We start from the raw sequence: 12,586 nt of genomic DNA on the forward strand, positions 1-12,586 counted from the left end.
GAAGGGAAAGCCCAGGTAGGAAGCCGTCTCACCTGACCGGAGCGATGTTCCTCACAAACATCGTTCGGCGTGTCTCGGTGTACAGTCGAAGGCGCCCTTGACCTGCACAAAGCAGGCAGGGAGCCATCTCGGAGGAGTCTCATATGCTGCGCACTCTGTTCAAGTCCAAGATCCACCGAGCCACCGTGACCCAGGCCGACCTGCACTACGTCGGCTCCGTCACGGTCGACGCCGACCTGATGGACGCCGCGGACCTGCTGCCCGGTGAGCTCGTGCACATCGTGGACATAGACAACGGCGCGCGTCTGGAGACGTACGTCATCGAGGGCGAGCGCGGCTCCGGCGTCATCGGGATCAACGGCGCAGCCGCCCACCTGGTCCACCCCGGCGACCTGGTCATCCTCATCAGTTATGCCCAGGTCGACGACGCCGAGGCCCGGGCCTTCGTGCCGAGCGTCGTGCACGTCGACGCCGGGAACCGCATCGTCGCCCTGGGCGCCGACGCCTCGGCCCCCGTGCCGGGCACGCGCACCGAACGCAGTCCGCAGGCCGTCGTCCCCGCGGGGAGCTGAGCCGTCCCGTGCTCCCGGCCCGGGGAGTCTTCCGGGCCATGAGCCACGGTGCTTACGTGTGGACTCGGCAGGCGAGGGAAGCCGCACGGGGGGACGGTGGAGAGGAGATCCACTCGTCCCGTCCGTCGCACCTGGAGGACCGAGATGACGCACCCCAGTCCCGACCCCGTGCCGCCCGCGCCGACGCCCCCGCCCGTGCCGGGGCCGCCGACGCCGGTGCCGTCCCCGCCACCCGTACCGCCGGGCCCGGTGCCCCCGGGCCCCGCGCCCGACCCGATTCCCCAGCCGCCGAACCCGGACCCCGAACCGGTGCCGGAGCCTGAGCCCTCGCCCCAGCCGGCGGGGTGAGCGGGGGCTCCTAGGGCTCCCCGTGGAGTTCCGTCAGCGCGTCCGCGTGGCGCAGGCCGCTCTCCGCCGCCACCGAGTCGAGTGACTGCGCCTCGCGCACCGGGGCGAAGCGCAGGCGGCCGGATTCCCCGGCGAAGCCGTACACGGCCGGCCGGGGCAGGCTGTTGTAGGCCCAGGGAGTGGAGAAGTAGTACGCCCCGGTGTCGTAGAGGGCGACGAAGTCCCCTTCATGCAGCTCCGGAAGCTCGCGGCCGTGGGCCACGACGTCTCCGGCGAAGCAGCACGGTCCCGCGATGTCCTGGATCATCGTCGGGCCGCTGCGGGGGCGGCCCTCTCCGTCGAACGCGCCGACCCTGAGCGGCCAGGTATCGGGCATGAGGACGGTGCGGGTGGCGATCTGGGCCCCCGCGTGGGTGAGCGCGATGCGGCGGCCCCCCGCGTCCTTCGTGTACTCCACGCGCGCCCCGATGAAGCCGTTCTTGGCCAGCAGGGACCGCCCGAATTCGGTGACCAGGTCGTATCTTCCGTCGAAGATGCCCGGAGCAGCGGCCCGGAGCGCCGCCACGTACTCGGTGAAGGCGGGGCGGGTCTCGTCGTCGTCGAAGTTGACCGGCAGCCCGCCGCCGATGTCGATTCCGGTGACCTGGCGCGTGGCCGACGCGGCGTTGATCTCCTCGGCAAGACGGTACGTCTCGGCGATGCCGGCGGCGATGAGCTCCAGCGGGCAGCCCTGCGAGCCCACGTGTGCGTGCAGCCGGGTCAGCCAGGGATGTTCCGCGAAGGTGCGGACCACCCGCTCGCGGGCGCCGGGGTCACGCAGGGCCACCCCGAACTTCGACGTGGTCGTCGCCGTACTCATGGCCCCGATCGACCCACCGCCCACCTGCGGGTTCACCCGCAGCCCCAGGACGGACGCCGACCCGGGCGAGCGAAGCTCCTCGATGCGGCGGATCTCACCGAAACTGTCCGCGTTCACGGCGATGCCGAGGGCCAGCGCCAGCCGGAGCTCGTCCCGGGTCTTGGCGGGTGAGTCCAGGACGATCCGGGCCGGGGCGAAGCCGGCCTCGACCGCGAGTCTCAGTTCGCCCGGGCCCGCCACCTCGCAGCCCATGCCGCAGCCGGCGAACATCCGCAGCACCGGGATCAGCGACGCGGCCTTGGCTGCGAAGGTGTGCAGCACCCGTACGCCCGGCTCCGCGGCGAAGGCCTCCCGGAGCGCCTCGACGGAGGCGCGTATCCCGTCCGCGTCGAGGAACCCCGCGAGGGGCCGCTCCTCGCCGAGCAGCCCTTCCGCCACCGCGAGGCGCAGGGCCTCCGCGAATCTGGCGGAGCGCGGCGCGGGGGTGGGCCCGGTCGCGGATTCCGGCGGTGACGTACGGCGGGTGGTGTTGATAGGAGCCTCGCAGGTCGGTGCCTTCAGGCGATGAGCGGGACCACGGCCTCGGGCGTCAGCATCCGGAAGGTGAACGCCTGGGGGAAGCAGCGCCGGATGTCCGTCGCGGCGTGGTCCGGACAGCCGCCGTCCGCGCGTGGGCGAACACGTCGTCGGGGGCGGGCGGGTCGATGTCAAGCAGATGTCCGTCGCCGATCGCGGCGAGCTCCGGCCCCTGGGGATCGCTGACGTCGACGACCCGGCGGCCTGCCACATGACGGCTGAAGGCGCGTCCGGCCTCTTCCTCCATCTGGCCCCAGGCGGAGTCGGTGACGGGGGCGAGTTCTCCGTGCAGATTGTTCGTCACTGGGCGCTTTCTCGCAGGCTGCCGATGCGCAGCGAGCCGTCGTGGACGACCGGCGTCGCCGGGGAGCGCCCCTCCTCGGGCTGCGGCTCCGGGACGGCTGCGGTCCCGACGGGGGAGGGCGGCGGTGGAGGAGCGTCGAGGAAGCCCGCGCCGGGGGTGTGGCAGAGCGTGCCGGTGACCGCCGTGGAGAAGCCGAGGATGCGGTCGCGCGAACGCCGCGAGATCGGGCAGCACGTCGCGTACGGCGGACTCGCCGCCCGGCTCGATCGTGGCGACCAGCACCTCCGCGGCACTGGTGAGCGGCGCCACCACGGGCTGGACCACGACGGGTTCCGGTACGGCGTCGGTCATGCGCGCACTCCGTGGGTGGTGGGCAGGGCTCCTCGCCACTTATCCACACCACCCTCCGGACCGCACGCCGGACCGGACCGGCCGGGCGACGCGCGGTGCGTCCGGGACACGCTGCTCGCGCACGCACTGCGTGGGACCTGGGTGTTCGCAGGTTCCGCGGGCGCGTCGAGCGCGCACACGGCGTGTTCTCCGGCCACCCGTCGACTCGCACCCCGTACGGAACCGGTGTAGGAGTGGCTGCGAAGGAGTGATGATGCCCGAGTCCGCTGATCACATGGTGCCGGTCTCCGGCATGCCCTGCTGGGTCAACCTGATGGTCAGCGATCTGGGCGCCGCCCAGGCCTTCTACGGGGCGGTCCTCGGGTGGGAATTCGGCACGAGCGCACTGGGCGAGCAGTTCCTCGTAGCGTCAGCCGACGGCTCGCCCGTGGCGGGAATCGGACAGCGGCGGCCAGGCTTCGCTCCGGCGTCGGTGTGGACGCCGTACTTCGCCGTGCGGGACGCCGATCTCACGGCGGCACGGATCCAGGAACGGGGCGCCACCCTGGCAGTGGGCCCGGTGGCACTGGGGGAGGGGCGCGCCGGCCTGGCCGCTGATCCGGACGGGGCCACCTTCGGCTTCTGGGAAGGACCTGCGCCTGCCTGGTCACCGGGCGAGGGCCGGGCGCCCGTCCGTCTCGATCTGCAGACCCGCGACGTGTTCGACGCCGCGATGTTCTACGGGGCAGTCTTCGAGTGGGCCACCGGACCTGACACGGAAGTCGTCTACCGGCACGACCACGTCGAGGTCGACCGGGGCGGACAGACAGTTCTCTCCCTGCACGCCGGCGGCGTACAGACATCCGCGGAGGCCCATCTCCGTCCACGGTGGCTGGTGACCTTCGCGGTCGACGACGTCGAACGCGCTGCGGCCGCCGCGTTCGACGCGGGCGGCAGCAAACCCCGCCCGACACCCGCCTCCTGGGCGCCGCAGGGGTTCTTCCGGACGCTCCAGGACCCCGACGGGGGACTGTTCACACTCACCCACCCCGTCGGCGACTGAACGGCACGGCGCACGGCGCCCGCCCGGCGGACCGGCCTCACGGTGCTCCGGGCGGGCATCGACGGTTTGGCGCGGGAGTCGCGTGGTAACCGTCTGTCCGACTACGCCGAGAACAGCGCCGACACGGCCCAGGAGGACTCATGACCGAGGAATTTCCGGCTGTCACCCCCGTAGCCCTCGTCACAGGGGCGGATTCGGGTATCGGCAGAGCCGTGGCCGTACGGCTCGCGCACCAGGGCATGGACATCGGTATCACCTGGCACCGCGATCACGACGGGGCGGAGAGCACCGCAGCCGAGGTACGCGGAGCCGGCCGACGTGCCGCGGTGGCCCGCCTCGACCTGTCGGACGTGCCGGACGCCGCCGCGGTGGTGGACACGCTGGCGGACGAACTGGGCCGTGTCGACGTGCTCGTCAACTGCGCCGGCACCGGCACGTCCACCCCCTTCCTCGACCTCGACCACACCACGGTCCAGCACGTCATCGACGTGGACCTCATCGGACCCTTTCTGTGCTCGCAGCGGGCCGCCCGGCGCATGATCGCCCAGGGCGAAGGGGGCCGCATCGTGAACATCACCTCCGTGCACGAGCACCAGCCGAGGGTCGGCGCGGCTCCCTACTGCGCGGCGAAAGGCGGTCTTGGTCTGCTGACGCAGGTGATGGCCCTGGAACTGTCGGAGTACGGCATCACCGTGAACTCCGTGGCCCCCGGTGAGATCGCCACTCCCATGACGGGCCAGGAGGACACGGACGTGCAGGCCGAGGACCGGCCCGGCATCCCGCTCGGGCGGCCTGGCGACGCCCGGGAGGTCGCCTCCGTCGTCGCCTTCCTGGCCGGCCCGGAGTCGTCCTACACGACCGGGGCGTCGTGGGTGGTGGACGGCGGGATGCTCCGTATGGGGCCGCAGGCGGGGTCCCATCTGACCTCCGGCGACTGGCGTCGTCCCTAGACCGGCTTCGCACCGGAAAAAGCGGTGTAGCGGTGAGGGCCAGGGGTAGACGGCCGCGAAAGACCTGTGAGCGACGACCAGAGGGAGTCTCCGGTGCTGATGGCCCACCCGGCGGTGCTGCGGAACCTTGTCGAGCAGTACGACACCTTGCGCATATTGCGGGCGGAGAACGGTGACACGGAGGTGCAACAGCGGATGGACGACATCGCCTACACGCTGTGCGTCGCAACCGGCACCCGGGACGTGGACGCCGCACTGATCGCCGCACGCCACCGGCTCCCCGGTGCGCGCCCCCAGGACGACTCCCTCATCCGCGGCTGACTCCTGGAGGCGAGTGGGGCAGTTCGTCCGCCTGGACGCAGGGTTGCGCTGTGAAGTCGCGCAGCGGCTCCGCCCGGGATTGTCTGGTTCACATGTCGAGCGAGCAGAACAGCCAGGACAGCACAGGACCGCGCCGGGGCGTGCCGGGTGCGGGACCGGACCCGGAGGTGGAGCGCGCCGCACCGGACACGCCTACGAAGGTCGGCAAGGCGTCGTGGGGAGCAGTACTGCGGCGCACGCTCAAGGAGTTCAAGCGTGATGAGCTCGCCGACCGTGCGGCGGGACTGACGTATTACGGCATCCTGGCGCTGTTTCCGGCCTTGCTGGTCCTGGTCTCCCTGCTCGGCATCGCCGGGGAGTCGAACACCCAGACGGTGCTGGACAACATTCAGAAGCTTGCTCCCGGAGCGGCACGCGACGTTCTCAGGAACGCGGTGACCCAGTTGCAGGGCGGCGGCGGCACCGGGCTCGTCATGGCGATCGTGGGGTTTCTGGCCGCGCTGTGGTCCGCGTCCGGCTATGTGGCGGCCTTCATCCGGTCCGCCAACGCCGTGTACGACGTGCCCGAGGGGCGGCCGGTCTGGAAGGTGCTCCCGGTCCGGGTCGGTCTGACCCTGGCGCTGATGGTGCTGGCCTGCGTCAGTGCGCTGATCGTCGTCCTCTCGGGCGGCCTCGCGCGACGGCTCGGTACCGCACTCGGTGTCGGCGACACCGCCATGACCGTGTGGTCGATCGCGAAATGGCCCGTCCTGGTGGTGCTCGTGACCATGCTGCTGGCGATCCTCTACTGGGCCGCGCCGAACGCGAAGGGGCGAGGCTTCAAGTTCGTGTCACTGGGAAGCCTGCTGGCGCTGTTGATCTGGATGGCCGCGTCGGCCGGCTTCGCCGTCTACGTCGCCAATTTCAGTTCGTACAACAAGACGTACGGCGCCGTGGCCGGTGTGATCATCTTTCTTGTCTGGCTGTGGATCACGAACCTGGCAATTCTGCTCGGCCTCGAGTTCGACGCGGAGCTGGCCCGTGAGAGGGCTGTCATCGGCGGCCACCCACACCGGGAGGAGCCGTACGTCACCCCCCGGGACACCAGCAAGTGGACGGACCAGGACCGCAGGGGCATGGGGGACACCGGTCCCTCCGATCCCCGCTCCTGACCGGCCGTCCCGGCCCACGAGTCAGCTGGAGCCGACAGCTTCCAGGCGGCGCAGCGCGGCCCGCGCCGCACGGGGACGACGGAAGACGTCCTTCCACGGGTCGTCGCCGACGCGGTCCAGGACGGAGGCCGTCGTGAAGCTGCGGGCGTGGAGCCGCCGGTCCTCCACCTCCGGCCAGCTGAGCGGCGTGGCCACGGGCGCCCCGGGGCGGGCGCGGACCGCATAGGGGGTGACAGCGGTCTGGGCGTAGGCGTTGCGCTGGATGTCGAGATACAGACGGCCGCGCCGGGCTTCCTTGCGCGGCGCGGTGGTGAGCGCGTCGGGATGGCGAGCGGCGAGCACCTCGGCGATCCGGCGGGCGAGGTCGCGCACGGCGTCGAATGACGCACGGCGATCGAGCGGTACCAGGACGTGGAGGCCACGGGACCCCGTGGTCATCACGGCCGAGGGCAGCTCCAGCTCGTCCAGCAGCTCATGGAGCCGGAGCGCCGCCGTGCGGACGGCGGCGAAATCGTCACCGGAAGGGTCGAGGTCGAACACCATGCGGTCGGGGTGGTCCGGGCGGTCCGCGCGGGACAGGAACCGGTGCGGGGTGACGCAGGCCTGTCCGGCCAGGTGGACGAGGGCCGCCGGCTCGTCGCACATCGCATAGGTGACGTTCCCGCCGGCTTTCGGCAGTTCGACGCGGTGGAACCACTCGGGGAAGTGACCGGGCACTTCCTTCTGCATGAAGGTCCGGCCCCCGATGCCTTCGGGAAGGCGCTCCATCATGAGCGGCCGTCCCCGGAGGTGGGGGACCATGACCTCCGCGACGGACCGGTAGTAGTCCGCGAGACCGGCCTTGCTGATGCCGTCGTCCGGGAACAGCACCTTGTCCGGGCGCGTGATGACGACCGTGCGACGGCCCACGCGCACCTCCATGTCCGCATTCATACCTGCCCCTCGGGGTGCCTTCTCCGCCCGTTTCCTCAGGTTCGCCGAGTACCCCGCGGGCGAGCCCCGAATCCTCGGGTCCAGGGGCATGGGGCTGCCCGCTCCGGGGAGCGACACGCCGCGGCCGACCGCGGCGCACACATGCCGGGCGCGGGCCCTACGATGCAGAAAATCGGCCGTCGGGCGCACACCCAGGAGTGTCATGGTTCGCGTAGCTCTGTTCGATGTGGATGGGACGCTCGTGGACACCAACTACCTCCACGTCACCGCCTGGTGGGAGGCCTTTCGCCAGGCCGGCCACACGGTGCCGATGACCGCCGTGCACCAGGCCATCGGCCTGGGCTCCGCCGATCTGATCGAGCACCTACTCGGAGCCGGGCGGGACAGCGAACGGGACGAGCGGATCAGCAGCACGCACTCAGCGTTGTACGCGACGTACTTCGAGCGGCTGATCGCCGTGGACGGAGCGGCCGACCTGCTCAGGGCCCTGGCGGCCCGGGGATGGAAGGTGGTGCTGGTCACCTCCGCGTCCGGTCCGGAACTCGAAGCCCTGCGACGCGTGCTGGACGCCGACGACGTCATCACCGACACGGCGAGCGCGGACGATGTGGACGAGGGGAAACCGGCTCCCGCACCGGTCCGGCACGCCATGGAGCTCGCCGGCGGAACGAGCGGGGAGACGGTGTACGTGGGCGACTCGGTCTGGGACATGAAAGCCGCGACCCGTGCCTCTGTGACCTGCGTGGCACTCCTGTCGGGCGGCATCGCCCGACAGGAACTGGAGGAGGCCGGGGCCGCCGAGGTGTACCGGGACCCCGCTGAGCTGCTCGCGCGGCTGGACAGCAGTGTTTTCTCGAAGACCGGACGCGCCGACTGACGTACGTGGATCCGCTACGGGCCTGAGGCGCCCGCTACGCGGACGTACGGGGCCCGGGCGGATTGCCCGGGCCCCTCACCGCGGCAGGAGGTGCGGCGGGCCGGCTGCGCGATGCGCAGGCTCAGGGGTGGTCGGGCTGCTGAGCCGGGGGTGTGGCTCCGCCTTCGCCGCCGCCCTTGTGGCCCTTGTCCGTCCCGTGCGCCCGTTTGCCACCGGCTCCACGCCCGGCCTGCCGCGCTTTCATTTCGGCGCTGTCCTGCGGCGTGGAACCGCCCTTGTCGCTTCTGCGCTGTTCAGGTTGCTGCGGATTCGACATGTGCTCTCCCGGAGTGGTGCCGGCGGCGCCGGGCCTGTCCCCCGCACGCCACCTGCCATTCTCCCCCCGTCCGCGGTGGGCCGCCCGGTCTGAGGGATCAGGCCGCCCTGCCCACCTCCTGCAGCAGTGGCACCGGAGCGGCCGGCACGGCCAGGGAGCGCCGTACCCCGCGGCGGCTTCGAGCACGGTGACCGAGCGCGCCGACCGCGATCCCGCCGGCAATGAGGAGCCCGCCCGAGACCAGGGCTCCGCGTGCGCCCCCGTACTCCAGCATGAGACCCAGCAGGGGCGGCCCCGCCAGCCCCCACCCGGTACTGGCGCTGCGCCAGACACCCAGGACCCGGCCCCGCATCTCCGGGAGGGGGTCGGTCTGCAGCACCGTCGCCCCCGCGGTGTCCGACACGGACTCCACCACCGCCATCGGTATCACCAGGAGGGCGAGCACGATCAGGCCCGGGGAGAGTCCTGCCGCGACCTGGAGCAGCGCTCCGGCGGCAGCCAGCGCGCCGACCAGCCGCACCGAGGGGTTCCGCATCCGTCCGGCGATCATCGCGCCGACGATCCCACCGATCGCGAGCACCGTCGAGATGGTGCCGAAGTCGCTCTCGTCCGCGTGGAGCGGCCCTGTCACGAGCACGGCGAGCGTCAACTGGTAGTTGCGCCCGAAGACCGAGCTCAGACCGGTGATCGCGGCGAGCGCCATGAGCCGGGGCCGTCCCAGGAAATAGGTGAGTCCTTCCCTGCTCCGGGCCTTAGAAGCCCGGTCGGGCTTCTTGAGCCCGGCGGCCTTGGAGGTGGCGACCGCGGCCGCCTCCCGGGCGGCGTCCGCGGCAGGCCGCAGAAAGGGGATCACCGCGGCGACGAAGAGGAAGGACACCCCGTTGGCCGCATAGGCGACCGTGGAGCCGAACGCGCCGACGGCGACGGCCGCGAGCGCGGTCCCGATGAGCCGGCCGGCGCTGTGCACCATCGATCCCAGAGCGATCGCCGAGGGGAGGTCCTTGGCGGGCACCAGGTCGTTGCCGAGCAGCGCGGTCGCCGGGCCGTCGATGGTGCTCACGATGCCCGTCACCGCTGCCAGCGCCAGCAGGACCGGCATGTCGAGAAGGCCGAAGGCCAGCAGAGCCGCGGTGGAGAAGGCCACCGCGCCCAGCACTGTCTGGCTCACCGCCGCGGTGACCTTGCGGGGCCAGCGGTCGACCGCCGCTCCTCCCACCACGCCCAGGAGCAGCCCCGGGCCGGCCTGCACGGCCAGCGACAGGCCGGTCGCCGCCGCGGAGCCCGTGATCTGGAGGACCAGGAGGTTCTGCACGGTGAGCTGCATCCAGGTGCCCGCGTTGGACACCAGGTTGGCGAGCGACCACCACCGCATGCTCGGTGTGCGCAGGCAACGCCAGGTACTGCCGGCCCCACTTCCGGACCGGCGGCGCGTGAGTCCTGCGGAGAGGCGGCCGGCGGGGGGCGGCGAAGCCCCGTCCGCGGAGTCGGCCGCCTCCGCGGACGGGGTTGAAGAAGGCATGGAGAAGGGCACGGCAGAGACTCTTCGGACGAGGGGTACGGGGCGGGAGACTCTGCCCGGATGGCACGTGTACCGGCCGGTGTCCCTCGGGCGCCGGTGGATGGACACGGCGGGGAACCCCGTCGGCCGGTGCCCCTACATCTTCACAAACGCTTCCCCGCGGCCGGAAACGGAAGGCAGTGCCCCGCAGCTGCCCACGGCCCAAATTCCTCCATGCGTATGGTCGTTGACCGCCCGGTGTCCTTGCTCACACCGGTCGGCATGCGCGGCACGGCGGGCCCCGCCGGTGCACGGAGAGGCACAAGGACGCCACGGTCCGCCACGGGTGCTGCCGCGGCGCGCGTCCCACAGGCCACCGTCCGTGAGCCCGTCCCTGCCGCCTGGGTCTTCCGTCCGTTCAGATGAGCAACGCGTAGACGAGGAAGAAGGCTGCCACCAGAACGACGAGCACCAGGATGGCGACCAGTGGGCCCTTGCCCCATCCCTTGGGCGGATCGTGCCGCGGTCCTGCTTCCGACATGCTGCCCTCGGCCGGCGGAGTGTCTCCCGGGGGCACACCTCCGTGGGCGTCGAGGCCGGACGCCTCGCGGGGATCAGGGTCCTGGTTTTCGTGGGTCATGCCCAGTGAGTAACCCGATCGGAAGAAATCACACGCATCCCACGGCGAATCCGCCGGCCGACGGCCCGGATGGCCGTACCCGCCGTTACGCGCGTCCCTCGCGGGGAACCCGGCGGTCGAGACCCCATCCGTCCCCAAGGAGGGAAAGACCATGGCAACCGCACGCGACATCATGACGAGCGGCACCGAGTGCGTCGGGGAGAAGGAGACCGTTCTGGACGCCGCCAAGAAGATGACCGACCTCGGCGTGGGCGCTCTGCCGATCTGCGGCACGGACGAGAAGCTCAAGGGCGTGCTCACCGACCGTGACATCGTGACCAAGGTGCTCGGCGCCGGCAAGGACCCCGCCGCCTGTACGGCCGGTGAACTGGCGCAGGGCGAGGCGGTGACCATCGGCGCCGACGACGGGGCGGAGGAGATCCTCCGCACGATGACGGCGCACAAGGTCCGGCGCCTGCCGGTGATCGACGGCCACACGCTCGTCGGAATGGTCGCCACCGCCGATGTCGCCCGCTCGCTGAACGACCCGCAGGTGGGGGATCTGCTCCAGGCCCTCTCCACCGACTGAACCGGGAAGTCCGCAGGAGCCGGCGACAGCCGCCGGGCACGGCCGTGAGGCCGGCCCGGCGGCTTTTCGGCGCCCTGGCCGGAGCGCGACAAGGGGTTCCGCCGGTGCCGATCCACCGAACCCACCGACGAGCGCCTTACCGGGGTGGCTGCTAACAATGGGTGTGCTGAGGCGAACGGAGGGTGCCGAGCCTGTGCCGACGGGCCCCACAGGGGTTTCGAGCGCAGCGGTACGTCGCTCTCCCGCCGGCGCGACACTTCACCGCGGACGAAAGGCCGTCCAATGGCTTTGCTGACGTCACCCGGCCCCTGGCGCAGGGCGGTCGTCACCGGGGGTGCCGGCTTTCTCGGCTCCCACCTGTGCGAGCGGCTGCTGGACTCAGGAGTCGCAGTCGACTGCGCGGACAACCTCCTTTCCGGCTCCGAGGACAACATCGCTCACCTGATCGGCCGACCCGGCTTCAGATTCGTGCGGTGCGACGTGTCCGCCGGTTCGATGACGGAGGAGCTGCCCGGCCCGTACGACCTGGTCCTGCACTTCGCGTGCCCGGCGTCGCCCGCGGACTATCTGAGGCACCCGCTGGAAACCATGGACGTCGGCAGCCTCGGCACCCGTAACGCGCTGGCCGTGGCGCTCCGCGACGGAGCACGCTTCCTGCTCGCGTCCACGTCGGAGGTCTACGGCGACCCGCTCGTCCATCCGCAGCGCGAGGACTACTGGGGCAACGTCAATCCGGTGGGGCCGCGCAGCGTGTACGACGAGTCGAAGCGGTTCGCCGAGGCCCTGGTCACGGCCTACGTCGGCACCAAGAAGATCAACGCGGGCATCGTGCGGATGTTCAACACCTACGGGCCCCGGATGCGCGCGCACGACGGACGTGCCGTGCCCACGTTCGTCTGCCAGGCGCTCGCCGGGGAGCCGGTGACGGTGGCGGGCGACGGGAGTCAGACCCGTTCGCTGTGTTACGTGGACGACACGGTCGACGGCGTCCTGCTCGTCGCGGCGAGCCAGGCGGTACGCCCGGTGAACATCGGCGGGGCGGACGAGGTGACGGTCCTGGACATCGCCCGGCGGGTCGTCGCGCTGACCGGCTCCTCCTCCCGGCTCACGTTCATCGAGCGACCCCAGGACGACCCCGAGCGACGCAGGCCCGACACCGCGCTCGCCCGCGAAATGCTCGGCTGGGAGCCGAAGGTGAGCTGGGAGGAAGGCATCAAGCGGACGATCGCCCACTTCTCCGCACTGCCCGAAACGATGTCCCCGGCCACGCGGCTCTGACG

The 12,586-nt window shown here is 71.4% G+C and carries 12 protein-coding genes and 1 pseudogene; 8 read left to right on the forward strand and 5 right to left on the reverse strand.

Going from position 1 to position 12,586, the window contains the following annotated elements:
- Window positions 1-143: 143 nt before the first annotated feature.
- Complete coding sequence (panD, locus tag ACZ32T_RS21130; protein ID WP_467368299.1) at window positions 144-572, forward strand: aspartate 1-decarboxylase; 429 nt, start codon at window positions 144-146, stop codon at window positions 570-572.
- 358 nt (window positions 573-930) lie between these two features.
- Here the strand turns inward: panD and ACZ32T_RS21135 are convergent, their stop codons facing one another.
- Both ACZ32T_RS21135 and ACZ32T_RS21140 read right to left on the reverse strand, forming a co-directional pair.
- Window positions 931-2,313 carry a type III PLP-dependent enzyme domain-containing protein gene (locus tag ACZ32T_RS21135; RefSeq protein ID WP_467269550.1) on the reverse strand — a complete coding sequence of 461 codons (1,383 nt, stop codon included), beginning with the start codon at window positions 2,311-2,313 and terminating at the stop codon, window positions 931-933.
- 124 nt (window positions 2,314-2,437) lie between these two features.
- Window positions 2,438-2,602: pseudogene (locus ACZ32T_RS21140) on the reverse strand (encapsulin); the annotation flags it as partial.
- Window positions 2,603-3,263: 661 nt separating this feature from the next.
- Here ACZ32T_RS21140 and ACZ32T_RS21145 point away from each other — a divergent pair.
- The 4 genes from ACZ32T_RS21145 (at window position 3,264) to ACZ32T_RS21160 (ending at window position 6,474) form a co-directional block, all read left to right on the forward strand.
- The gene (locus ACZ32T_RS21145; RefSeq protein WP_467269282.1) at window positions 3,264-4,052 is read left to right on the forward strand and encodes a VOC family protein; all 789 of its coding nucleotides are present in this window, start codon (window positions 3,264-3,266) and stop codon (window positions 4,050-4,052) included.
- A 140-nt stretch (window positions 4,053-4,192) separates the two neighbouring features.
- A complete protein-coding gene (locus ACZ32T_RS21150; RefSeq protein ID WP_467269283.1) occupies window positions 4,193-5,002 on the forward strand; it encodes an SDR family oxidoreductase in 810 nt (269 codons plus the stop codon).
- 93 nt (window positions 5,003-5,095) lie between these two features.
- Window positions 5,096-5,323: a DUF5133 domain-containing protein gene (locus ACZ32T_RS21155; RefSeq protein WP_356714613.1), complete on the forward strand. Its 228-nt coding sequence runs from the start codon at window positions 5,096-5,098 to the stop codon at window positions 5,321-5,323.
- A 92-nt stretch (window positions 5,324-5,415) separates the two neighbouring features.
- A complete protein-coding gene (locus ACZ32T_RS21160; protein ID WP_467269285.1) occupies window positions 5,416-6,474 on the forward strand; it encodes a YihY/virulence factor BrkB family protein in 1,059 nt (352 codons plus the stop codon).
- 21 nt (window positions 6,475-6,495) lie between these two features.
- Here ACZ32T_RS21160 and ligD read toward each other — a convergent pair whose 3' ends face one another.
- Window positions 6,496-7,407, reverse strand: coding sequence for a non-homologous end-joining DNA ligase (gene ligD / locus ACZ32T_RS21165; RefSeq protein ID WP_467368301.1), 912 nt, complete (start codon window positions 7,405-7,407; stop codon window positions 6,496-6,498).
- A gap of 202 nt (window positions 7,408-7,609) precedes the next feature.
- Here ligD and ACZ32T_RS21170 point away from each other — a divergent pair, with 202 nt between their 5' ends.
- The gene (locus ACZ32T_RS21170; protein ID WP_467368304.1) at window positions 7,610-8,284 is read left to right on the forward strand and encodes an HAD family hydrolase; all 675 of its coding nucleotides are present in this window, start codon (window positions 7,610-7,612) and stop codon (window positions 8,282-8,284) included.
- Window positions 8,285-8,697: 413 nt separating this feature from the next.
- Here the strand turns inward: ACZ32T_RS21170 and ACZ32T_RS21175 are convergent, their stop codons facing one another.
- Together ACZ32T_RS21175 and ACZ32T_RS21180 are read right to left on the reverse strand one after the other, a co-directional pair.
- Window positions 8,698-10,119: an MFS transporter gene (locus tag ACZ32T_RS21175; RefSeq protein ID WP_467368306.1), complete on the reverse strand. Its 1,422-nt coding sequence runs from the start codon at window positions 10,117-10,119 to the stop codon at window positions 8,698-8,700.
- Between the two features lie 397 nt (window positions 10,120-10,516).
- Window positions 10,517-10,738, reverse strand: a complete 222-nt coding sequence (locus ACZ32T_RS21180; protein ID WP_467269291.1) for a DUF6480 family protein — start codon at window positions 10,736-10,738, stop codon at window positions 10,517-10,519.
- 151 nt (window positions 10,739-10,889) lie between these two features.
- Here ACZ32T_RS21180 and ACZ32T_RS21185 point away from each other — a divergent pair, with 151 nt between their 5' ends.
- Window positions 10,890-11,306 carry a CBS domain-containing protein gene (locus ACZ32T_RS21185; protein ID WP_467269293.1) on the forward strand — a complete coding sequence of 139 codons (417 nt, stop codon included), beginning with the start codon at window positions 10,890-10,892 and terminating at the stop codon, window positions 11,304-11,306.
- A gap of 282 nt (window positions 11,307-11,588) precedes the next feature.
- The gene (locus ACZ32T_RS21190) at window positions 11,589-12,584 is read left to right on the forward strand and encodes an NAD-dependent epimerase/dehydratase family protein (RefSeq protein WP_467269295.1); all 996 of its coding nucleotides are present in this window, start codon (window positions 11,589-11,591) and stop codon (window positions 12,582-12,584) included.
- Window positions 12,585-12,586 lie beyond the last annotated feature (2 nt).

The organism is Streptomyces sp. NPDC023573 (assembly GCF_055559735.1).